The organism is Limnobacter sp. (genome assembly GCF_043511195.1).
GTDB lineage: Bacteria > Pseudomonadota > Gammaproteobacteria > Burkholderiales > Burkholderiaceae_B > Limnobacter.
Map to the genome: position 1 here is coordinate 2,311,499 of NZ_CP121330.1, position 20,118 is coordinate 2,331,616.

General features: G+C 51.5%; 25 protein-coding genes. 10 read left to right on the forward strand and 15 right to left on the reverse strand.

The window, feature by feature from the left end; all coding sequences use genetic code 11:
* Nucleotides 1-171: 171 nt before the first annotated feature.
* Nucleotides 172-306 carry a hypothetical protein gene (locus P0D43_RS10975; protein ID WP_256366116.1) on the forward strand — a complete coding sequence of 45 codons (135 nt, stop codon included), beginning with the start codon at nucleotides 172-174 and terminating at the stop codon, nucleotides 304-306.
* Between the two features lie 103 nt (nucleotides 307-409).
* Nucleotides 410-2,035, forward strand: a complete 1,626-nt coding sequence (locus P0D43_RS10980) for a methyl-accepting chemotaxis protein (RefSeq protein ID WP_394672423.1) — start codon at nucleotides 410-412, stop codon at nucleotides 2,033-2,035.
* Nucleotides 2,036-2,065: 30 nt separating this feature from the next.
* On the opposite strand, the gene P0D43_RS10985 is transcribed toward P0D43_RS10980, so the two are convergent.
* Genes P0D43_RS10985 through mltG form a run of 6 tightly spaced genes read right to left on the reverse strand, consistent with a single transcriptional unit; the run spans nucleotide 2,066 to nucleotide 6,563 of the window.
* Complete coding sequence (locus P0D43_RS10985; RefSeq protein WP_394672424.1) at nucleotides 2,066-2,740, reverse strand: ankyrin repeat domain-containing protein; 675 nt, start codon at nucleotides 2,738-2,740, stop codon at nucleotides 2,066-2,068.
* Nucleotides 2,737-3,522, reverse strand: a complete 786-nt coding sequence (locus P0D43_RS10990) for a TatD family hydrolase (protein WP_159570345.1) — start codon at nucleotides 3,520-3,522, stop codon at nucleotides 2,737-2,739. Before P0D43_RS10990 ends, P0D43_RS10985 begins: the two co-directional genes overlap by 4 nt.
* Nucleotides 3,522-3,905, reverse strand: a complete 384-nt coding sequence (locus P0D43_RS10995; RefSeq protein ID WP_394672425.1) for a PilZ domain-containing protein — start codon at nucleotides 3,903-3,905, stop codon at nucleotides 3,522-3,524. The genes P0D43_RS10990 and P0D43_RS10995 overlap by 1 nt, the downstream gene beginning before the upstream one ends.
* 36 nt (nucleotides 3,906-3,941) lie before the next feature.
* Nucleotides 3,942-4,940 (reverse strand): hypothetical protein, encoded by a 999-nt coding sequence (locus P0D43_RS11000; protein ID WP_159570348.1) that lies wholly within the window; start codon nucleotides 4,938-4,940, stop codon nucleotides 3,942-3,944.
* The gene (gene tmk / locus P0D43_RS11005; protein ID WP_394672426.1) at nucleotides 4,937-5,638 is read right to left on the reverse strand and encodes a dTMP kinase; all 702 of its coding nucleotides are present in this window, start codon (nucleotides 5,636-5,638) and stop codon (nucleotides 4,937-4,939) included. Before tmk ends, P0D43_RS11000 begins: the two co-directional genes overlap by 4 nt.
* The gene (gene mltG / locus P0D43_RS11010; protein WP_394672427.1) at nucleotides 5,595-6,563 is read right to left on the reverse strand and encodes an endolytic transglycosylase MltG; all 969 of its coding nucleotides are present in this window, start codon (nucleotides 6,561-6,563) and stop codon (nucleotides 5,595-5,597) included. Before mltG ends, tmk begins: the two co-directional genes overlap by 44 nt.
* Nucleotides 6,564-6,780: 217 nt before the next feature.
* Between mltG and P0D43_RS11015 the strand changes: the two genes are divergently transcribed.
* Genes P0D43_RS11015 through P0D43_RS11025 form a run of 3 tightly spaced genes read left to right on the forward strand, consistent with a single transcriptional unit; the run spans nucleotide 6,781 to nucleotide 8,791 of the window.
* Nucleotides 6,781-7,680 carry a YgfZ/GcvT domain-containing protein gene (locus P0D43_RS11015; protein ID WP_394672428.1) on the forward strand — a complete coding sequence of 300 codons (900 nt, stop codon included), beginning with the start codon at nucleotides 6,781-6,783 and terminating at the stop codon, nucleotides 7,678-7,680.
* Nucleotides 7,677-7,982, forward strand: coding sequence for a DUF4936 family protein (locus tag P0D43_RS11020; RefSeq protein ID WP_341237532.1), 306 nt, complete (start codon nucleotides 7,677-7,679; stop codon nucleotides 7,980-7,982). Before P0D43_RS11015 ends, P0D43_RS11020 begins: the two co-directional genes overlap by 4 nt.
* An 11-nt stretch (nucleotides 7,983-7,993) precedes the next feature.
* Nucleotides 7,994-8,791 (forward strand): NRDE family protein, encoded by a 798-nt coding sequence (locus P0D43_RS11025; RefSeq protein ID WP_394672429.1) that lies wholly within the window; start codon nucleotides 7,994-7,996, stop codon nucleotides 8,789-8,791.
* A 12-nt stretch (nucleotides 8,792-8,803) separates the two neighbouring features.
* Here the strand turns inward: P0D43_RS11025 and P0D43_RS11030 are convergent, their stop codons facing one another.
* Nucleotides 8,804-9,106, reverse strand: coding sequence for a Dabb family protein (locus P0D43_RS11030; protein ID WP_159570366.1), 303 nt, complete (start codon nucleotides 9,104-9,106; stop codon nucleotides 8,804-8,806).
* A 29-nt stretch (nucleotides 9,107-9,135) separates the two neighbouring features.
* Nucleotides 9,136-10,773: a 3-(methylthio)propionyl-CoA ligase gene (locus P0D43_RS11035; RefSeq protein WP_394672430.1), complete on the reverse strand. Its 1,638-nt coding sequence runs from the start codon at nucleotides 10,771-10,773 to the stop codon at nucleotides 9,136-9,138.
* 95 nt (nucleotides 10,774-10,868) lie between these two features.
* Between P0D43_RS11035 and P0D43_RS11040 the strand changes: the two genes are divergently transcribed.
* The 5 genes from P0D43_RS11040 to P0D43_RS11060 all read left to right on the forward strand — a co-directional run bounded on the left by P0D43_RS11040 (nucleotide 10,869) and on the right by P0D43_RS11060 (nucleotide 14,612).
* On the forward strand, nucleotides 10,869-12,395 hold the full coding sequence (locus P0D43_RS11040) for a protein adenylyltransferase SelO family protein (protein WP_341237529.1): 1,527 nt from the start codon (nucleotides 10,869-10,871) through the stop codon (nucleotides 12,393-12,395).
* 29 nt (nucleotides 12,396-12,424) lie between these two features.
* Entirely contained in the window at nucleotides 12,425-12,838 is a 414-nt protein-coding gene (gene msrB / locus P0D43_RS11045; RefSeq protein WP_159570375.1) for a peptide-methionine (R)-S-oxide reductase MsrB, read from the forward strand.
* Nucleotides 12,839-12,863: 25 nt separating this feature from the next.
* Nucleotides 12,864-13,487, forward strand: coding sequence for a septation protein A (locus tag P0D43_RS11050; protein ID WP_341237528.1), 624 nt, complete (start codon nucleotides 12,864-12,866; stop codon nucleotides 13,485-13,487).
* Nucleotides 13,488-13,490: 3 nt separating this feature from the next.
* Nucleotides 13,491-13,757 (forward strand): BolA family transcriptional regulator, encoded by a 267-nt coding sequence (locus P0D43_RS11055; RefSeq protein WP_159570381.1) that lies wholly within the window; start codon nucleotides 13,491-13,493, stop codon nucleotides 13,755-13,757.
* Between the two features lie 72 nt (nucleotides 13,758-13,829).
* Nucleotides 13,830-14,612 (forward strand): peptidylprolyl isomerase, encoded by a 783-nt coding sequence (locus P0D43_RS11060; protein WP_341237527.1) that lies wholly within the window; start codon nucleotides 13,830-13,832, stop codon nucleotides 14,610-14,612.
* Nucleotides 14,613-14,676: 64 nt separating this feature from the next.
* Here the strand turns inward: P0D43_RS11060 and nagZ are convergent, their stop codons facing one another.
* The 7 genes from nagZ to lepB are packed head-to-tail and all read right to left on the reverse strand — an operon-like array spanning nucleotide 14,677 to nucleotide 20,118.
* Nucleotides 14,677-15,699 carry a beta-N-acetylhexosaminidase gene (nagZ, locus tag P0D43_RS11065; RefSeq protein ID WP_394672431.1) on the reverse strand — a complete coding sequence of 341 codons (1,023 nt, stop codon included), beginning with the start codon at nucleotides 15,697-15,699 and terminating at the stop codon, nucleotides 14,677-14,679.
* A 24-nt stretch (nucleotides 15,700-15,723) separates the two neighbouring features.
* The gene (gene acpS / locus P0D43_RS11070) at nucleotides 15,724-16,128 is read right to left on the reverse strand and encodes a holo-ACP synthase (protein ID WP_341237525.1); all 405 of its coding nucleotides are present in this window, start codon (nucleotides 16,126-16,128) and stop codon (nucleotides 15,724-15,726) included.
* 25 nt (nucleotides 16,129-16,153) lie between these two features.
* The gene (locus P0D43_RS11075) at nucleotides 16,154-16,894 is read right to left on the reverse strand and encodes a pyridoxine 5'-phosphate synthase (RefSeq protein ID WP_159570393.1); all 741 of its coding nucleotides are present in this window, start codon (nucleotides 16,892-16,894) and stop codon (nucleotides 16,154-16,156) included.
* Nucleotides 16,891-17,625 (reverse strand): DNA repair protein RecO, encoded by a 735-nt coding sequence (recO, locus tag P0D43_RS11080; RefSeq protein ID WP_394672432.1) that lies wholly within the window; start codon nucleotides 17,623-17,625, stop codon nucleotides 16,891-16,893. The genes P0D43_RS11075 and recO overlap by 4 nt, the downstream gene beginning before the upstream one ends.
* The gene (gene era / locus P0D43_RS11085) at nucleotides 17,618-18,514 is read right to left on the reverse strand and encodes a GTPase Era (protein WP_159570399.1); all 897 of its coding nucleotides are present in this window, start codon (nucleotides 18,512-18,514) and stop codon (nucleotides 17,618-17,620) included. Before era ends, recO begins: the two co-directional genes overlap by 8 nt.
* 1 nt (nucleotide 18,515) lies before the next feature.
* Nucleotides 18,516-19,232, reverse strand: a complete 717-nt coding sequence (gene rnc, locus P0D43_RS11090) for a ribonuclease III (RefSeq protein ID WP_159570403.1) — start codon at nucleotides 19,230-19,232, stop codon at nucleotides 18,516-18,518.
* 19 nt (nucleotides 19,233-19,251) lie between these two features.
* Entirely contained in the window at nucleotides 19,252-20,118 is an 867-nt protein-coding gene (gene lepB / locus P0D43_RS11095) for a signal peptidase I (protein ID WP_394672433.1), read from the reverse strand.

The window sequence follows — 20,118 nt, forward strand, 5'->3', positions numbered from 1 at the left end:
AGGATTCAGAAACAACAAACAATAGTTAACATAATACAAGTTATACGACAATTATAACGGCAGTTAAAAAGGGTTACCTAGAGTGACCCCCACCAATACTGGCGATGATCTTCAGCCGGGATTGGCCGAAAAAGTACATAGGTTCTTCAAACTTTATTCGAGGGTATTACCATGTACAAATTCATGTTCTTTGCATTGGTTGCATGTGCTGTGTATCCCGATTGGCCAATTGAAGCAGTTGCTGCTGGCCAAGACATCATCGAGGGATTCCAATCCCGTACCATTGTGGTTGGTCTGCGTTCGTAAATCTTTAAATTGAGGTCGATTTGGGCCTCTGTTGAAAGCCTGGCAACAGGCACTTGTTTCGTATGATGTGCAGGTAAATCGACCCCTATGGTATGGAACCTTCATGTCACAAACTGCCCAAAACGAACTCAAAGGCCGCAATGCCAGAATGGCCGCTCCCACTACAGCTGTGGAGCGTCTTCTAGATCCAAAAATTCCAATCGTGACCAAAACCGATTTGAAAGGTCGCATTACCTACGCAAACCCTGCCTTTGTAGAAATTTCCGGCTTTAGACTTGACGAGCTTTTGGGCCAGCCGCACAACGTTGTGCGCCATCCCGACATGCCCCGCGACGCCTTCAAAGACCTGTGGGACACTGGGCGTCGCGATGAACCCTGGAAAGGCCTGGTTAAAAACCGTTGCAAAGACGGCGGCTACTATTGGGTCGATGCGTACGTTACGCCACTGACTCAAAATGGCGAGAAAATTGGTTACATGTCGGTTCGCTCCAAGCCCAGCGACTCACAAAAATCAGAGGCTGAGGCCTTGTACAAGGCAATAAACGCCGGCAGCGCTACATTCCCATTCACAAAACCTGCAAAGGGACGCCCTTTTATTGTGGACCTGGCTGTGGTTGCATTCTTGCCAGTCATCATCGCCCTACTCTCTTTGATCGGCATTCCTGCGGTGGTCTACGGCAGCACAGCCTTATCGTTTGTAGCGGCCGCCCTGGGTTTGCTCTGGCTTAAAAGTCGGGTTGAACACACAAACAAGGCCATGCTGGATGCGATGCGCAACCTGGCAGAGGGCAATTTCAAGCATGAAATTCCAGAAACGGGCACACGGGAATTCAACAAGGTACATACCGCTTTCAAAAGCATGCAGGTGAATTTGCGTGCGATTATTGCCGACGTGATTTCAAGCTCATCAGAAGTAAAAAACAACGCCGAGGCATTAAGCCAGTTGGCCATTAATTTGATGACCCGCTCGCAGCAACAGTCTGACGGCATCAACGGTGTTGCTGCCGCACTTGAGGAATTGTCTGTGTCAGTTTCAGAGATTTCTGAGGCCACTGGAAAAAGTTCAGCGCACGCCAAAAACGCCATGGATGTTGTGGATACCGGCGCACAAAGCATGGACAAGTCCACGCAAGCGACCCAAAAAGTTGCTCAGGTGGTTCAGGACGCCAAGCAAAATATTGAAGAGTTGAACCGCGCTGTGGTGAAAATCAGCAATGTCACGCGGACCATTACCGAAATTGCCGAGAAGACCAACTTGTTGGCCTTGAATGCAGCCATTGAAGCTGCACGTGCTGGAGAGTCTGGCCGAGGATTTGCGGTTGTTGCAGACGAAGTGCGCAAACTGGCTGAAATGACACGCCAGTCCACCACCGAGATTTCGGCAACGGTACAAGAGGTTCAAAGCGGCACGAACAAGGGCCTTGAAACCATGAGCCGTGCCGTGGATGAAGTCAATATTGGAACAACCCTGATTCTGGAAGCAAGCGAAAGCCTTCAAGCCATTAAGGTGGCCAGTCGCGGTGTTGCCCAATCGGCCAAAGACATTTCTGCGATGCTGGAACAGCAATCACAAGCCTCTCTTGAGGTGGCCAACAGCATGGAACGGATGAGTTCCTTGACAGAAAGCAACGTAGCCGCGATCAATGATCTGGACAATTCAGCCAAGCAACTGGCATCGACATCGGGCGAATTGCGCACGCTTGTGAAACATTTTGAGGCCAGTTTGTAATTACTTTCACCCGTCAATCAGGCGAATGTTTTAATTCGCCTTGTTAGGCTTTAAGGGCGCTGTCCTCAGCGCCCTTTCTTTTTTCATGATCTCGAAAGTCAATTCCTGGCGATCGGCTTTCATGGCATAGCCTGCCGCATTGTAGCCAGCCTGGTTTTTTAATGCCGGGTTCGCGCCCAATCTTAATAAGGTGCGGGCAGCCATCTCCCTGCCCTCACGCGCTGCCATCATCAAGGGCGTGGTGTCATTCGGCGAAAGCAGGTCAACAGAAACGCCTGATTTCACCAACAACTCTATCGATGCGGTCGAGCCTGAAGCTGCTGCATTGTGCAAAGCAGTCCACTGGCCATGCTCACCTGCTGTGGCCCCCTTGGCCAGCAAAGCAGCAACCCACTCGGTTTTATTCAGCGTACAGGCCACCATCAAGGGCGTTTCGCCACGGCGATCGGGTTGATTGGGATTTAATCTGCCAGAAGACAACAGCACCTGCACCGCATTGGGGGAATCTTGCATCATGCCGTAGGTAATGGCCGGAAACCCCTGTTCATTCACTGTGTTTGGGTCCATGCCTTTGAGCAACAAAGACTTCAAGCGGGATTCATCATCAAACTGAATGGCCAGAAAAAAGTCTTCAAAGGCACCGGCCAGCGAAACACCAGGCAACACCAGTAACAGCAAGCTGCTGACAAAAGCACGCCGCCTCAAACCGAGGCCGTTCCACTTTGCGCAAAACCAAACAAACGGTCGAAATTGGCCGATGTTTGCATGCCGATCTCCTCCACGGCAACGCCCTTCTCTTGCGCAATAACCTTGGCCACGTGGGGCACAAAGCTGGGTTCATTCGTTTTGCCACGGTGAGGAACCGGCGCCAGGTAAGGCGAATCGGTTTCGATCAGGATTCGATCCATGGGCGCAAACCTGGCCACCTCGCGAAGGTCAGCCGCATTCTTGAAGCTGACAATGCCCGAGAACGACAGATACATGCCCAGATCAAGCGCCTTGCGCGCGAAATCAAGTGACTCAGTGAAACAGTGAATAATGCCGCCACAACCCTGAACATTTTCTTCAGCAAGAATTTTCAACGTGTCGTCACCCGCAGCACGGGTGTGAACAATCACGGGTTTTTTACACACATTGGCTGCGCGCAGGTGCACCCGGAAGCGCTCACGCTGCCATTCAAGGTCACCCTTCAAGCGAAAATAATCCAGACCAGTTTCGCCGATACCGATTACTTTGGGATGGTCGGCCAGCTCCAGCAGTTTTTCAACAGTGGGCTCTGTAATGTCTTCGTAGTCGGGGTGAACGCCCGCTGTGGCCCACAATTGCGCGTGGTTTTCAGCAAGTGCAAGTACGTTGGGGAAATCCTCAAGCTGAACGGAAATACACAAAGCGCGGCTGACCTGAGCTTCGTGCATTCGACTCAAGATATCTGGGAGCTGCTCAACCAGACCGGGAAAATCAAGATGACAATGTGAATCAGTAAACACTACAAGGTTGCTGTTTTTTTCATGGAATTTTGCATTTTACCAATCATTTGCTCAATTGCCACCCGCACACCTTCTCCGCTGTCGTCTTTCGGAAATTGCACACCAATACCTTGGGCCTTGTCGCCACGCGCATTGGCCCCGCAAATCCAGACCACCTTGCCATTGATTGGAAATTTTTTAGCCTCTTCTCCGACGGTCAGCAATACAAACACGGGATCTCCCAGGTTGTATTCCTTGTCACTTTCAACAAACACCCCACCACCCTTGATAAAAGGCATGTAAAGGCTGGGCGCCGTATTCTTGTCGCCCAACGTCAGGGACAACATCCAGGGGCGACTGGCTTCTTTGTTGTTGCGTGGGTTGTTCATCAAATTACTGGTCATGGCGTGCGCTGTCCGAAAATGGAGTTCTTCGATGAATTACTTCGTTAAATTTTGCCACTGCTGCCCCACATACTCTAGCGCCAAACGGGGGTTAATTGGGTGATTGGCCAATCGAAATTCTTTTTGCAGGCTTTGATACAGTTGACTGAATCGATCCATACCGATCGACTTTACCCACATCAATTTGGGTGCCAGCCAGGGAAAATTGCTCCCTTTCAGGCCGTGGGCCTGCGCCACGCAGTCGCTGCACAAGCGCATGGCCAATTCAAGTACCACGGGCAGTCCCACTTTCTCGAGCCCTGCCGGTGCGTTGGCATGTTGATCCGGGTTGGAAAGCCATTCCAGAAACTTTTTGCGTAAATCAATTTGATCAGCTGCAGTTTGAGCCAGGCTCAAGGCCTCAAACGGATCATTCATGGCCACACCCAAGGCCACATCGGGCTGGTTCACGCCCTGCACTTCCAGCCAAGCCAGGCATTCTGAAATTGTCGGCATCGGCATGGTCAATTCCTGGCAGCGAGACCGAATTGTGGGCAATAGTTTGTCGACCCGGCTACCCACCAATACAAACCGCAGCCCATTGGCTGGCTCTTCAAGCGTTTTCAGCAATGCATTGGCTGTGTTGGTGTTCATATTGTCAAAGGGATACACCACCACATACCGCGAGGCGCCACGGCTAGAAGCCGTATTGAAGTAGTTTTGGAGATCCCTGACATCATCGATGCGAATATCCTGGCTGGGTTTCACACCACTTTTTACTTCTGGATTAAAGCCAAGCTCCAGGGACACGGCCTGCGGCATCAGGTATCTCAAATCCGGGTGATTGCCCGCCATGCGCATGTGGCACCCTGGGCATTGCATACACGGCTTGCTGGTAGCGGAAGTGGACTCGCACAGCACAGCGGCCAGGTAGTCGTTCACCAACTCGTAAAGCCCTTTTGGCTGGTGCCCGTGAACCAGAATTGGCGCCGTGGTCGCCTGCATTAAATGCGCCAACTGTTCTTGAGCGCGCCGCAGCCAGTTTGCTGTGCTCATGCCAGGCCCAGGTTCAAATGTGTTCGCATGAATTTATCCAGTTCAGCCAACACGGTTTCACCGACTTCGGACTCTGGTGGTTGCGCATCAATCAAGCGGATCCGGCGTGGATTAAGCTGAGCGCGTTTGATGAAACCTGCCCGCACCGCCTCAAAATAGCTGCTTGGCATTTCTTCAAATTTGTCACTGACCCCCGCCCTGCCCTGTATGCGGCTTTGAGAAACCGCAATAGGCAAATCAAACAGAAAAGTCAATGTGGGCTCAAACCCCTTCAAGGCCCATTTGCTCAACTGTTGGCAATCTTCCCAACTGGCACCGCCCGCACCCGCCTGGTAAGCAAAGCTGCTGTCCTCAAACCGGTCGGTAATTACCCAAACACCACGATCAAGTGCAGGCTGAATTGTTTCAACCATGTGCTGCCTGCGCGCCGCGTACATCAACAACAATTCGGTGTTCACATCCATGTCATGGTGCAACACCAGTCCACGAATGGCCTCGCCCACGGGTGTTCCGCCTGGCTCACGGGTTTGCAGGCATTCAAAGCCCAATTCCTCCAGGCGTGCCTTGACCCGGGCAATGTGCGAGGACTTTCCCGCGCCATCCACACCCTCGAAGCTGATCAGGTAACCCTGTTTGTGCTTTTTCATGAAGCAGTCACCGCCCAAGTTGGTATTTGCGCACAGCGTTGTTGTGCTCATTCAGATTCTTGCTGAAATAACTGCCGCCGTCACCCTTGGCTACAAAATAAAAGTAAGGCGTTTTGTCAGGGTTCACCGCCGCATACAGTGCGGCTTTTCCTGGGTTCGCAATTGGAGTTGGTGGCAAACCTGCCCGGGTGTAGCTGTTATAAGGCGTATCGGTTTGTAGGTGCCTGCGGGTCAGGTTGCCATCAAAGGACTCACCGACACCGTAAATGACCGTTGGATCCGTTTGCAGCATCATGCCCACACGCAACCGGTTCACGAACACACTGGCCACTTTGCCTCGGTCACTGGCCAAACCGGTTTCTTTTTCAACGATCGAGGCCATTTTCAGGGCGTCATACGGCGTTTTCAACGGGGTTTTCGGATCACGTTGTGCCCAGGCCTTTTCAAGCTCAACCTGTTGCAAACGAGCGGCCCGGCTCAACAACTCAGACAACTTCGAGCCCGGCGAATATTTGTAGGTATCCGGGTAAATCCAGCCTTCAAGGCTTGAACCCTCCAGTCCCATTTTTTCTGCAATGGCGTGGTGGTCCATTCCAGGCAAATCATCAATCAAATCCGTTTGATTGCGCAGTTTGGCCAGCAAGGCCCGGGCCGTTTGCCCTTCGACCAAGGAAACGCTGCTCAAAACCCCCTGCCCTTTGCTCAGGTAATCAAGCAATCCCAGCGTGCTGATGCCATCCGGCAGGTCATATCGGCCCGCTTTTAACTGACCCGCGCTACCAGTTAGGCGCGCCACCAGCACAAACAAATCGGGATTGACCGCCAAACCTTGCTGAATCAACTCATTGGCAATGGCGCGCGCACCAAGGCCGCTGCTGACGTGTGCATCCACACGGGGCTGACTACGCTCTATGGCCATATTCAGCACAAAGTAAATTCCCACCACAATCGCCGACACCAAAAGAGCAGCCGCCATGGCAATCCGCTTTAACGATTGCCATATCGACACTGCTTTTTTTGATGTCTTCTTCGTTTTTTTGCCTTTGCGCACGACTTTGCTTCACCTTGGGTTATTGGAAGGCGAGACCTTACCAGAAGCCACTACAATGTGGAGATTGCCGTTCATGATAGCGGGAAAGTTTTTCCATGACTTCCCCGCATGGTTTGTTTTGTTTGTTACTGAGGATTTGAGCATGTCTGCACAGTTTTTATCGCGTTGGAGCGTCATTGGCGTGGAAGGAGACGACGCAGTGACTTTTCTTCAATCACAACTCAGCAACGACATTGCTGGCATGGCCGAAAGCCAATTGCGCATGGCGGGCCTGTGCACTGCAAAAGGTCGCTTGCTGGGCAGTTTTTTTATGCTGCGCCAAGGCAAACAGGTATTTTTGGTTTGCCGCAAAGAAACAGTGGCCGCATTGGTAAAACGCCTGAGCATGTTCGTGCTGAGAAGCAAATGCAAGGTTCGCGATTGCGCCGCAGAATATCAAGTCACATTCAAGGCCGACACAACCCCCGCCCTGCCCATGCGGGTTCAATGGGATGAACACGGCCACGCCACCGCAAGCCTGCGCGCTATTGGGGCTGTCACACCTGGTTTTCAACTTGTTGCCACCAGTGAGCAAGCTGACCAAGCCCATGCCGACGATGAGTTTGAATATGCCCTTCAACAACTGGGGATCGCTTATGTGTCGCAGCCCACGGTTGAAATGTTCGTTCCGCAAGGCATCAACTTTGATTTGGTAGGCGGTGTGAGTTTCAGCAAGGGATGCTACCCAGGCCAGGAAATCGTGGCTCGCAGTCATTATTTGGGCAAAGTGAAGCGACGTGTGTTTCAAGCCAGCACTGGCGCGTTGCCCACAGTAACGGCGGGACAGGACGTTTGGCTGGAAGGAAAAGAAAATGACCCCGCCGGCACGGTGGCCACTGCCGTACAGTTCAATGGACAGCAGCATTTGCTGATTGAACTGCCTGTGGACGACGCTGAACGGGCGGATGCTGCCTTTGCAATAAAAACCGACACGGGTGTGGTGGCACTGAAGGTTCAGGCACCCCCCTACGATGTGCATCAAAAAGGCAATGTGTTTGAATGAGCAGCCAGCTATTCATTTACTACCGTATTCCAAAAACTGAAATCAGTGCGGCAATACAGTGTGCCCAACGCTTAATGCACGCCTTACACGAGCAGGGGTTAGGGCATGGGCAATTGTTTCAACGCGAAGAAGCCGACAAACCCTACTTTACCTTGATGGAAGTGATTTACCCGAACCCAGGTCATTCTGATTCCTTGGGCACTTTCACCACGCAAGTTGAACTCCTGGCTGCCAATTGCTTTGCTGACCTGCCCAGTAATCCCGGCCGTCACATCGAGCTATTCAGCGAGGTAAACGGATAGTGTGCCTGGCCGTGCTTGCAATTGATGCGCACCCAGACTACCCCTTCATCTGTCTGGCCAATCGGGACGAGTTTCACAACCGCCCTACCGCGCCCTTACAGGCCTGGCCCACAGCCTATGGCTGCCTGTGGTCAGGGAAAGACTTGCAGTCTGGCGGCACCTGGCTGGGTGTAGGCAGCAACAGCGAATTTGCGCTGCTGACCAACGTCAGAAACAGCACTCTCAACATGCCCGACACAGCGCCTTCACGCGGGCAGTTGGTGCTTGATTCAATTGATTCTGGCGCAGCCCCCAGCAGGGAAACTTCGCTGGCATTTGCAGGGTTCAATCTGATTCACGGCAATCTTGCAACGCGGAAGTTTCAGTGCACCACCAACCAAGGCCTGAAGCTCGACAACGGCCTTGAATTCACCACCGCCCTTGAAGACGGGTACCACAGTATTTCAAACGGTCATTTGAATGCGCCTTGGCCAAAATCACGCGCATTGAAATTCGGCGTGCGAAAGTTGATTCAAGACAAGCACAGCACTTCTCTATCGATCTCAGCTTTTGAGGACTCTCTGTTGGGCTTGCTGGGCTGCACTGCACTTGCTGAAGACACTGAACTGCCATCCACGGGCGTGCCTTATGAATGGGAAAAAATGCTGTCTTCCGTGAAAATTGTGTCGCCCTTGTACGGCACACGATCAAGTGCGGTGATCTTGCTCGACAACACCAACACGGTTCACTTCACTGAAGTGACCTTTAACCCGACCGGAAATGAAATTGGGCGGCAAAGGTTTGAAATACCCCTGCCGCCCAAGTCTTGAAACAAAGTTGTTTTAAACCTCGTAGTCCATGCACTGGCGTGCACTGCGCACTTCACCAATAAAGCTCTTGATGGCCTCATGTTGAGGATGCACAGCATAGGCATCCAATGCAGCCTTGTTCTCGAAAGTTGAGTACAACACCACGTCATAGGTGCATTCCAGGCCCTTGCCGCCCAAAGCCACTTCAAAGTCCAGAATACCCGGCACGATGTTGGCGCAAGCCATCAGCTTTTCCTTCACCAGTGCCATGTTTTGGGCCTTGGTGTTGCCAAGGGCTTCTTCTTTCAACTGCCAAAATACGATGTGCTTGATCATTAAACTTCTCTGGGTTTGGTTGAGTAATCTCAGTTGGGTAACTTGTAGTCTTTGAACTGCTCGCGCAATTTCAATTTCTGTATTTTACCAGTCGCGGTGTGCGGCAACTCATCCACAAAAGCCACATCGTTGGGCAAACAGTATTTTGCAACCTTGCCCTCGTAAAAATCCAGCATCTCTTCACGGCTAACCTCAACATCAGGCTTGCGCACAACCACCAGCAAGGGGCGTTCATCCCACTTGGGGTGATAAACCGAAATTACTGCGGCCTCATGCACGGCAGGGTGAGCCATCGCAACGTTTTCCAGGTCGATCGAGCTGATCCATTCACCACCGGACTTGATCACGTCTTTGCTGCGGTCGGTAATCTGCATAAAACCTTCGCGATTGATCTTCGACACGTCGCCTGTGGCAAACCACTTCTTACCTTCTTTGTCCGTGGTGAAGGCTTTGGCCCCTTCGCCCCCGTAGTAGCTGTCGATCACCCAATGGCCACGCACCAGCAAATCGCCGAAGGCCTCGCCATCCCATGGCAATTCTTCGCCATCGTCGCTGACAATTTTCATGTCCACACCAAAAATTGCGGTGCCCTGCTTTTGCATGATGCTCTGCTTTTCTTCCAGCGACAAATCCAGGTGCCGTGCCTTCAAACGACACACTGTACCCAATGGCGAGAGCTCGGTCATGCCCCAAGCGTGAATCACTTCAACACCCATGCTGTTCAGTGTTTTGATCATGGCCGCTGGCGCAGCAGAACCACCAATTACAGTTCGGTTGAAATGATTAAACTTCAACCCGTTTTGTTGAACATGATTCAACAAACCCAACCAAACAGTGGGCACACCCGCCGAGAAATTCACCTTCTCGCCTTCCAGCAATTCGTAAATAGACGCACCATCCAGCGCACCACCGGGCATCACCATTTTTGCGCCACACATCAGCGCAATATATGGAATGCCCCAAGCGTTGACGTGGAACATGGGCACCACAGGCAGAATGGTGTCGCGACTGCTCAAGCCCAAGGCATCAGGCGTACAAGCAGCCATGGCGTGCAATACAGTTGAACGGTGCGAGTACAAGGCACCCTTTGGATTGCCAGTGGTGCCCGATGTGTAACACAGACCCGAGGCTGCATTCTCATCGAGCAGTGGCCACGCGAATTGCTCAGACGCCTCTTTAATCAGCGCCTCGTAGTTCAGGCAACCCGCCACTGCAGGCTCAGCAGGCATGGCGGCTTCATCGCACATCTGAACCCAGCGCTTCACCGTGGGGCAAGCAGGCGCAATGGCTTTCACCAATGGGGCAAATGTACTGTCAAAAAACACCATGGTGTCTTTCGCGTGGTTAATGATGTACACCAATTGCTCAGGAAACAGGCGGGGGTTCAGGGTGTGAACCACCGCACCCATGCCAGACACTGCATAGTAAATTTCAACGTGGCGATAACCGTTCCAGGCCAGCGTCGCAACGTTTTCGCCCTGCTGAACACCCAAACTGGTCAAGGTATTGGCCAGCTTTTTGGTTCGCTTGGCCACTTCCCCGTAAGTAGTTCGATGAATGTCGCCTTCCGTACGGCGTGACACAACTTCAACATGCGGGTGGTGCCGCTCTGCGTGTTCCATCACCGATGAAATCAACAGGGGCATATTCATCATCAAACCTTGCATTTGCGCTCTCTCCTCCAGGTATTACGTTTGTTCTGCGACCTTCCCCGACTACAATGGTAGGGTTGTTTAACGAAACTATACTTCAGGACCGACCTTTGTTTCATAATCACGATTCTATTTTGGTTCAAGAATACGCAAGTTTGGGCGCACCCTACCTGGCTGAGGTGCCAGCGACCCCGCTGCGCACAGAAGCAAGCCTGTTGCACCTGAACACCACCTTGGCCCAGGAAATCGGTGTAGACGCCCAGCATTTGGCAAGTGCCGAGGGAATCAACACCCTGTCTGGCAACACGCCGTTTCCGGGTTATCAAAGCCGGGCCAGTGTGTATTGTGGTCACCAGTTCGGCCAGTTTGTACCGCAGCTGGGAGATGGCCGTGCCTTGCTGATCGCCGAAATTCGCAAGGGCAAGCAATATCGCCAGTTACAACTCAAGGGAGCGGGCCCAACGCCTTATTCTCGCCACGCCGATGGCCGTGCGGTATTGCGATCGTCCATCCGGGAATACCTGGCCTCGGAAGCCATGCAGGCTTTGGGTATTCCAACAACGCGTGCCCTCAGCCTGACTGCCAGCGCCGACCCCGTGTTTCGCGAAACCACCGAGACCGCCGCTGTGGTGTGCCGCGTAAGTGAAAGTTTCATGCGCTTTGGGCATGTGGAATTTTTCTGTTACACCAATCAGCTCGATGCATTGCGTAATCTGTTGACCTGGCACATTGAGCAACACCACCCTGAAATCGATCTTGGCGATTCCGAGACGAGTTTTCACACTGGCCTGTTGCAATGGTTGGCCACGGTGATTGAACGAACCGCGAGCACTGTAGCGCGCTGGCAAGCCGTGGGTTTTTGCCATGGCGTGATGAACACCGACAACATGAGCTTGCTGGGCTTGACCATCGATTACGGCCCCTACGGTTTCATCGACGGTTTTGATATTGACCACATCTGCAACCATTCCGACCACCAGGGCCGCTACAGCTACCGCAATCAACCCCGTATTGCCCATTGGAACCTGTATGCCTTGGCGCAGGCCTTAAGCCCGTTGATACCCGACAGCAAGGAAACCCTGCAAAATCTGCTGGATGGTTTTGCTGATGCATTTCACGCTGAACACAGCGCCTTGTTTGCGGCCAAGTTAGGCCTGCCAGCCACGAAAGGCGATCCAATCGACATACTCATCGAGAACACCTTGAAATTCATGCATGAACACAAGCTTGATTTCACAAGGTTTTTTAGATCAATGTCGGCATTGGACCCTCACGCCGGCGCTGCCGATAATTTCGCCCTGTGGCAGAACAGTCCTTTTTTCCCCCTGGCTTTGGGTGATGAACAGCAAGTCAACAATGCCCACGCATGGCTTGCGCAGTGGCTAGAGATGGCCAACAGCACACAGGCAAGCACCGCAGATTGGCGCGCCACGCTTGACCAAACCAACCCTGCTTTCGTGTTAAGAAATCACTTGCTGCAACACGCCATAGAACAGGCACAGAAAGGTGAGTTTTCCGAGGTGAACCGATTATTCGCCGCGTTGTCTGACCCGTATGATTCAACACAATTGCCCAGTGAATACATTGCACAGCCCCCAGAGTGGGCTCAATCATTGGTGCTGAGTTGCTCGTCCTAGCGCGCGGCAACAATCACGGAGACTTGAATATGGTTGAAAAAGTAGTAAAAACCGATGCACAGTGGCGCGAAGAACTGACGCCCACCAGCTTCGAAGTGACCCGCAAAAAAGGCACTGAACGGGCCTTTACAGGCCAATATTGGGATCACCATGAGCCGGGAATTTACCGTTGTATCTGCTGCGGCACGCCTTTGTTTGCTTCAGACACCAAATTCGATTCAGGCTGTGGGTGGCCCAGTTACTTCGCGCCCCTTAATCCAGACAATGTCGAAGAACACGTAGACCGCAGCTATGGCATGACTCGCACCGAAGTGACCTGTAAAATATGCGATTCGCATTTGGGTCATGTATTCGAAGACGGTCCTGCGCCCACGGGTTTGCGCTATTGCATCAATTCCGTCAGCTTGGCATTCGAGCCCTTTGCATCCGATTCATCCGCATAAATAACTACAACAGCACCACTACAACATGAAACTGTTACTCGACTTCCTACCAATTGTTCTGTTCTTCGTCAGCTTTAAATGGGCTGGCAGCAATCCTGAACAAACCCAGTCTTTGCTGGAGCCCCTACTTGGCAGCATTTCCAATGCTGAAATACAAACGGCGCAACTTCCCATTTTGCTGGCCACAGTGGTCGCTATCCTTGCGACTGTTCTGCAAATCATTTATCAGAAATCCACCGGAAAAAAGGTGGAAAACATGCAATGGATAGGCCTGATCCTGATCGCGGTTTTCGGTGGGGCCACCCTTATTTTGCAAAATGAAACATTCATCAAGTGGAAACCCACCGTGCTTTACCTTGCCATGGCCGCTGGATTCCTGATTGCCTATGCATTCAAGCGCAACCCGATTGAACTCATGATGAAAGGTCAGGTGGAGTTGCCTGCGCATGTTTGGGTCAATTTGTTGTGGGCCTGGGTAGGCTTTTTCGTGGTGATGGCCGTTCTAAACATTGTGGTGGCCTACTCGTTCTCAACCGATGTATGGGTCGACTTCAAATTGTTCGGCTCTTTGGGGGCAACCCTGGTATTTGTATTTGGACAAGGGTTTTACATGTCCAAGCACATGAAGCAAAGCAGCGAGGCCAAGTAAGCCATGGTAACCAGTGAAGACATCAAGCAACGTCTTGAAACTGCACTCGATGCTGAAGTGGAAGTCATCGACGAGTCGCACCTGCATGCGGGCCATGAAGGCGCCAAGTCAGGTGGCAGGCATTACAGGGTCAAGCTGAAGTCTGCACGCTTCAATGGGCTAAGAACATTAGCGCGCCATCGTCTCGTGTATGATGCTTTGGCAGAATGGATGAAAAAAGAAATCCATGCTTTGGCCATAGATTCCACTGAGGAATCCACCACGGATTAACCAGAAGACGCGCCACCGGGATCCGAGCCAAGCCCATCGTTTTAACTTTTTGAGACACAAGGTTATTTAGTTATGTTGAAAACCACCCTGAAAGCAACTTGTCTGGCCGCCGTTCTGGTTCTGGGCAACCCCGTTTATGCCCAAAATGCCGCCGTGGTCAATGGCCAGTCCATCCCCAGCGCGTTGGTCGACTTCATCATGACCGAGCAAGAAAAGCGCGGTCAAGCCGCTTCACCCGAAATGCGCGCCACCATTCGTCAAGAACTGATCAATCAGGAAGTGATGAAGCAGGAAGCAGTTAAAAAAGGGTTGGGAAGCAGTCCCGAAGTGAAGTACCAGGTTCAAATGATGAACCAGGCCATTTTGGCCAATGCCCTGCGTGAAGACTTCTACAAAAACACCAAACTGACCGACAAAGAAGTTGAAACCGCGTATGCGGAAATCGCCAAAATGATGGGTGGCAGCGAATTCCGTGCAAGCCACATTCTGGTTGAGCAAGAAGCCGAAGCCAAAGCGATTATCGACCAGTTGGGCAAAGGTGGAAAGTTTGAAGAAATCGCCAAGACCAAGTCCAAAGACCCTGGTTCAGCCCCCAATGGCGGCGACCTGGATTGGGCGAACCCCAACAGCTTTGTGCCTGAGTTTTCTCAAGCCATGGTGGGTCTGAAGAAAGGTGAATACACCAAAACGCCAGTGAAAAGCCAATTTGGTTACCATGTCATTTTGTTGGCAGACACACGCCAGGCCACGCCGCCAAAACTGGATGAAATTCGCCCTCAACTTGAGCAGAAAATGATCAATGACAAGTGGGAAGAATATCAGGGCAAACTGTTGTCCAGCGCAAAAGTAAAGTAAGCGCTTGCCTGTGAAAAAGCCGCCAGCATGAAATGCTCGGCGGCTTTTTTTACGACATTTTTATTCAGGCATTGGTAATACGGTCAATCGCGGCCTGGTACATATAGCTTTGGCGCAAACTTTCCCAATTCAGTGACTGCCCGGAAAGAAGTCGACTTAGACGGCGGTTTCGCACTTCCATGTTTTTATGCACTTCGGGTACCGGGTTGTTGACCAACGCGTCAATGTCCTCGAAGTTATTGCAAACCAGCACTGCATCGCAACCTGCCCGCAAAGCCGCGCTGGCGCGGGTCCGAATGCCACCGATTCCATGCGCGCCCACCATGTCCAAATCATCACTAATCACAGCGCCATCGAAACTGAACTTAACCCGCAGCACTTCTTGAATCCAGAAGCTTGAAAAACAGGCGGACATCGGATCCACATCGGAATACACCACATGGGCCGGCATAATACTGGCCATATTCAAGGTTGAATTCAACTGGTAAGGCAGTGCATCCACCTTCAAAATTTCATTCAATGGCCGCGTATCGTGAGGCAAAGCCAAATGGCTGTCCAAACTCACCCAACCGTGCCCGGGAAAATGTTTTCCGCAGGCCTGCATACCCGCCAGCGCCATGCCGTTCATCAAGGCCGAAGACAAACGCGAGACCATTCTTGCGTCTTTGCCGAAGGAACGGTTACCGATAATCTCGCTATTGCCCCAATCAAGATCCAGCACGGGTGCAAAACTCATGTCGATACCGCAGGCACGCAACTCGGCCGCCATCACGGAGCCGGCTTCTCTGGCCAAAAGTACAGCATCATCGAAATCTGTTTCGGCCCTTTGACCAATTTGCCGCATTGACGGAATGGCAGTAAAGCCATCTCTGAATCGCTGTACGCGCCCACCTTCGTGATCCACGAAAACTGGTTTGTTCAAACCGCCATTCAACCTAATTGATTCCACTAAATCAATAAGTTGCGCCTTACTTTCAAAGTTTCTTGTAAATAAAATAAGTCCGCCAACAGCCGGGTTCTGAATTCGAGCAATGTCTTCTCTGGACAAAGTTAAACCCGTTAAACCAATGATGAATGGACCTAACATATTGTATGAATTCCTTAATATAAATTATTGTTTTGAAAACAGAATTACCGTGGACATCACGTAATTTTTTTCATCACTGATTGAGATTTTTGCATGAGCCCTGCGAGACGTTAACCAATTTTGCAGGCGTTCGGAGTAAATCAAAAAAGGCGCGCCAGACTCACCATTCAAAACCGACAAATCCTGAAATGAAAAATCTGCGCCAACACCCGTGCCCATGGCTTTGGAAAAAGCTTCCTTTGCACAATAACGGGTCGCCACAAACAGCGTGCCCCGAATTGCTGATTTGTCAGATCTGCGCTCGTACTCATCAATTTCAGCAACAGTAAGCACACGCTTGATAAAAACGTCCCTGCCCTTGCGCAATAAACCCTCAAGTCGATCGACCTCGAGAATGTCGCAGCCCAAACCTAAAATATCGTCGATCATGAAGGCATCTAAACCTGTTTATACCCTATCGAGGGCGAATCGCTTCTAACTTCGCAGCAACCATCAATTCTTTCATTTTCTTGATTGCACCTTCCCAACCCATGAATACCGCGTTGGCCACTATGCTGTGACCAATATTCAACTCCGAGATGGTTTCTATGGCAGCGACTGGCCCCACATTGTCATAATTCAAGCCATGTCCGGCATTGACCCTTAAACCTTCCGCCACACCAAAATTGGCAGATTTCCTGATTCTGGACAATTCAAGGTCAACCGCCGAACCCACGGCATGAGCATATCGACCAGTGTGCAATTCAATCGCATCGGCGCCGCATTTCAAGGCCGCTTCTATTTGATCCATATCCGGGTCAATGAACAGTGAAATTCGCATGCCCTGGTCTTTCAACCGGGCAACTGCTGGCGCGATCAAATGAAAGCCACCAATCACATCCAGCCCGCCTTCAGTAGTTACTTCTTCCCGGCGCTCTGGCACAAAACACACATCCTGAGGCTTCACTTCCTCGACCAGGCGAATCATTTCCTCGACCACAGCACACTCAAAGTTCATACGCGTACTGATCAAAGGTCGAATGCGGCGCACATCGTCATCTTGCATATGGCGGCGGTCCTCGCGCACATGCACCGTAATTGCGTCGGCTCCGTATTCCTCCGCAAGCAAGGCAGCCCTCAATGGATCGGGTTCATGTCCCCTGCGGGCTTGGCGAATCGTAGCAACGTGATCAATGTTTACACCAAGTTCAATCATGTTCTTAACAAATGCTCCATCCAGACTCTAGACATCAAACCGTTGGGCGCGATGTGCGTCCCCAACAGCTTCCGGGTAATCGGTTTTAAGGCACTCGCAGCAGACTTTGACCAAAGACCGCTTTGAATTTCAGCAATCCATGAGCCTTGGACAAGCTGCTCAACGCTGCTGTTCACTGAATTGTTTACAGCTCCCCCGTCCGAGGGAGCCCAGCCTTCCTGATCCAGCCACACATAGTGACGATCGGGATCAATCCCATTGCCAAACCTGTCGTGCTGCCAATCAAGGGCATAGCCAAGTGATTGGAGCAGGCCCACCTCGAACTGGCGAATACACACATTCATGTCGTCGCCGCCGGCAAGACCAACAAGCGTATTTTGGTAAAGATCAAACAGATCAGGGTGTGTGTCTTCCCGACTCAGTCCGCGCATCAACAACTCATTGAGGTAATAAGCTGCAAACAAGGCTTTGCCATCAGGCGACATCAAACCGCCCAGCCATTCTGCCTGCGTCAAGGTTTTTACGTCAGACTTCCCGGCAAAACGCACTGAAAGTGGCTGAAAACTGACCAACACAGCACGCAAGCCCGAGTGCGGTCTTTTCGCCCCCTTGGCAACAACGGGCAAACGCCCATGCTCTTTGCAAAACAGCTCTACAATCAAGCTGGTCTCTTTGTACGGCACGCTGTGCAGTACATAAGCAAAATCAGTGCTGGATCGCGTGTTATTCATACCCCAGGCTTTGAAGCAGGGTTGCATTGTCGGCCCAACCGCTGCGTACTTTGACCCAGGTTTCAAGGTGTACGCTGCCACCAAACAGGCGCTCCATGTCCTGGCGCGCCTCCGAGCCGATTCGTTTGAGTTTTTCCCCACCCTTGCCAATAATCATGGCTTTGTGAGAAGAGCGATCCACCAGAATGGATGCATAAATAACCCGACGACCTTCCTCAATCTCGAATTTGTCGATCACCACCGTGCAGGTGTAAGGCAACTCGTCGCCCACCAAACGGAACAGCTTTTCCCGAATGCGCTCAGCCGCGAGAAACTTCTCGGGGCGATCCGTCAAGGTGTCCTCGTCATAAAAGAAGGGCTGCTCTGGCAACAGAGCAGAAACAGCTTCCTTCAATGCATCCAGATTTTTAATGGTTTGCGCGCTCAGGGGCACAATCGCATCAAAATTTCGTTGCCCACTCACCTTCTGAAGAAAAGGCAACATTTCCGCTTTCTTTTCCAGCAAGTCGACCTTGTTCACCACGGCCACAAGTGGCACACCTTTGGGGCACAACTCCAGCACTTTCATGTCTGCCGGGGTCAACTTGCCCTGCTCGATTACCCACAAGATGACATTGACATCGGCCAAGGCAGTGAGCACGGCACGGTTCATGGTCTTGTTCAGAGCATTTGAATGTTTGGTTTGAAAGCCCGGCGTGTCTACGAAAATGAACTGGGTCGGCACGTCCTTGATGGTCTCAGTCATAACCCCAAGCACCCGATGACGAGTGGTTTGTGGCTTGCTGGACGTAATCGACAAATGTTCGCCAATCATTCCGTTCATAAGGGTGGACTTGCCCACGTTTGGGCGCCCCACCACGGCAATCACGCCGCATTTTGATTCGGCCATGTTATTGCCTCCTGCTGGCTTGATTGGGATCAGAATACTCCCGTTCAAGCAATTCGATAAGCACCGCTTGTGCGGCGTGCTGTTCAGCCACCCGGCGGGAGTGCCCTTGTCCAACCTTGGTAATTTCAAGATCGTCCACTGAACACTCAACACTGAACTCAGGGCTAGCCGATGTACCACCCTCTACCAACACGCGGTAAATGGGCAGCTTCAAACGTTTACCCTGAAGCAATTCCTGCAAGCGGGTTTTGGGGTCTTTGCCCATGGACTCAATCGGTGTTTCAAGCATCACGGGCTTGAGCAGGCGAATGACACAATCGCGAGCCGCTTCAAAACCGGAGTCCAGAAGAATGGCCCCAAACAGAGCCTCCAGTCCATCGGCAATAATGCTGTCCTTAATGGCCTTGGCGCTACGCAGCTCGCCCGCACCCAAGAAAAGATACTGGTCTAACAACAGGTTACGGCCCACCATGGCCAGGCAATCCTGTTTCACAAGGTGCGAACGCACCCGCGACATTTTCCCTTCGTCCATGTCTGGATGAGTTTCAAATAAAAGAATAGAGGCTGCACAATTTAAAACACTGTCGCCCAGAAACTCCAGGCGCTCATTGTGGAGGCTGCTGTAGCTTCGGTGAGTCAAAGCGAGCCGCAGCAGCGCCTGATCTTTGAACGAATACCCCAATGCAGCCTGAAGATTTGAATACTTTGAACTGTCCACTCAATACCTCCAGCTGGCTTTAATGGAACAAGCCAATTCGGGAAAAGTCATTGAAGTTCATCCACACCAAAAATGCCTTGCCAACCACTTGCTCATCAGAAACAAACCCCCAAATACGGCTGTCGCTGGAATTGTCCCGATTGTCTCCCATCATGAAGTAATGTCCTTGCGGCACCACACAACGAAAACCGGTCACATCGTATTTGCAGTTGTCACGATTCTTGAAGGTCTGTGCACCAATCACATACGGTGGCGCATCCTCATCGTTGAGCATCCGGTGCGTCTTGCCACCCAAGGTTTCCTGAAACTGAAGAGAATACGAAAAACTATTTGGATCGTAATATTTGTCCAGTTCTTTTACAGGCACGGCCTGGCCGTTGATGGACAGCTTTTTGTTACGGTACTCGACCACATCGCCACCCACACCCACCACACGCTTGATGTAATCAAGCGATGGATCAAGTGGATAACGAAAGACCATGACATCTCCACGCTGTGGATCATTCAATGGAATGATCTTCTTGTCGACAATGGGCAAACGAATACCGTAGGTAAATTTGTTCACCAGAATAAGGTCGCCGATCAGCAAAGTGGGAATCATTGAGCCTGACGGAATCTTGAACGGCTCGACAACAAAAGAGCGCAACACAAACACGAACAAAATAACCGGGAAAAAGCTTGCGCTGTATTCCAGCCACAATGGCTGCTTCATGTATTGCTGGCGAATTCGCTTCTCGGCGTCACCATTCAGATTAGTGTTCCCGCCTGCGCCGACAAGCGCTTGCTCTGCCGCCATTTTTCGTTTTGGCTTGAACACAAACACGTCAAGCACATAGAAAAAGCCGGTGAACAACACCAGCAAAAACAGAATCAGAGAAAAATTCAT

Bases quoted from the DNA above. Each gene is read 5' to 3' on its own strand.
- P0D43_RS10975 (WP_256366116.1), top strand. From the start codon at position 172: ATGTACAAATTCATGTTCTTTGCATTGGTTGCATGTGCTGTGTATCCC.
- P0D43_RS10980 (WP_394672423.1), top strand. From the start codon at position 410: ATGTCACAAACTGCCCAAAACGAACTCAAAGGCCGCAATGCCAGAATG.
- P0D43_RS10995 (WP_394672425.1), bottom strand. From the start codon at position 3,905: ATGACCAGTAATTTGATGAACAACCCACGCAACAACAAAGAAGCCAGT.
- P0D43_RS11000 (WP_159570348.1), bottom strand. From the start codon at position 4,940: ATGAGCACAGCAAACTGGCTGCGGCGCGCTCAAGAACAGTTGGCGCAT.
- tmk (WP_394672426.1), bottom strand. From the start codon at position 5,638: ATGAGCACAACAACGCTGTGCGCAAATACCAACTTGGGCGGTGACTGC.
- mltG (WP_394672427.1), bottom strand. From the start codon at position 6,563: ATGGCGGCTGCTCTTTTGGTGTCGGCGATTGTGGTGGGAATTTACTTT.
- P0D43_RS11015 (WP_394672428.1), top strand. From the start codon at position 6,781: ATGTCTGCACAGTTTTTATCGCGTTGGAGCGTCATTGGCGTGGAAGGA.
- P0D43_RS11020 (WP_341237532.1), top strand. From the start codon at position 7,677: ATGAGCAGCCAGCTATTCATTTACTACCGTATTCCAAAAACTGAAATC.
- P0D43_RS11030 (WP_159570366.1), bottom strand. From the start codon at position 9,106: ATGATCAAGCACATCGTATTTTGGCAGTTGAAAGAAGAAGCCCTTGGC.
- P0D43_RS11035 (WP_394672430.1), bottom strand. From the start codon at position 10,773: ATGCAAGGTTTGATGATGAATATGCCCCTGTTGATTTCATCGGTGATG.
- msrB (WP_159570375.1), top strand. From the start codon at position 12,425: ATGGTTGAAAAAGTAGTAAAAACCGATGCACAGTGGCGCGAAGAACTG.
- P0D43_RS11050 (WP_341237528.1), top strand. From the start codon at position 12,864: ATGAAACTGTTACTCGACTTCCTACCAATTGTTCTGTTCTTCGTCAGC.
- P0D43_RS11055 (WP_159570381.1), top strand. From the start codon at position 13,491: ATGGTAACCAGTGAAGACATCAAGCAACGTCTTGAAACTGCACTCGAT.
- P0D43_RS11060 (WP_341237527.1), top strand. From the start codon at position 13,830: ATGTTGAAAACCACCCTGAAAGCAACTTGTCTGGCCGCCGTTCTGGTT.
- nagZ (WP_394672431.1), bottom strand. From the start codon at position 15,699: ATGTTAGGTCCATTCATCATTGGTTTAACGGGTTTAACTTTGTCCAGA.
- acpS (WP_341237525.1), bottom strand. From the start codon at position 16,128: ATGATCGACGATATTTTAGGTTTGGGCTGCGACATTCTCGAGGTCGAT.
- P0D43_RS11075 (WP_159570393.1), bottom strand. From the start codon at position 16,894: ATGATTGAACTTGGTGTAAACATTGATCACGTTGCTACGATTCGCCAA.
- recO (WP_394672432.1), bottom strand. From the start codon at position 17,625: ATGAATAACACGCGATCCAGCACTGATTTTGCTTATGTACTGCACAGC.
- era (WP_159570399.1), bottom strand. From the start codon at position 18,514: ATGGCCGAATCAAAATGCGGCGTGATTGCCGTGGTGGGGCGCCCAAAC.
- lepB (WP_394672433.1), bottom strand. From the start codon at position 20,118: ATGAATTTTTCTCTGATTCTGTTTTTGCTGGTGTTGTTCACCGGCTTT.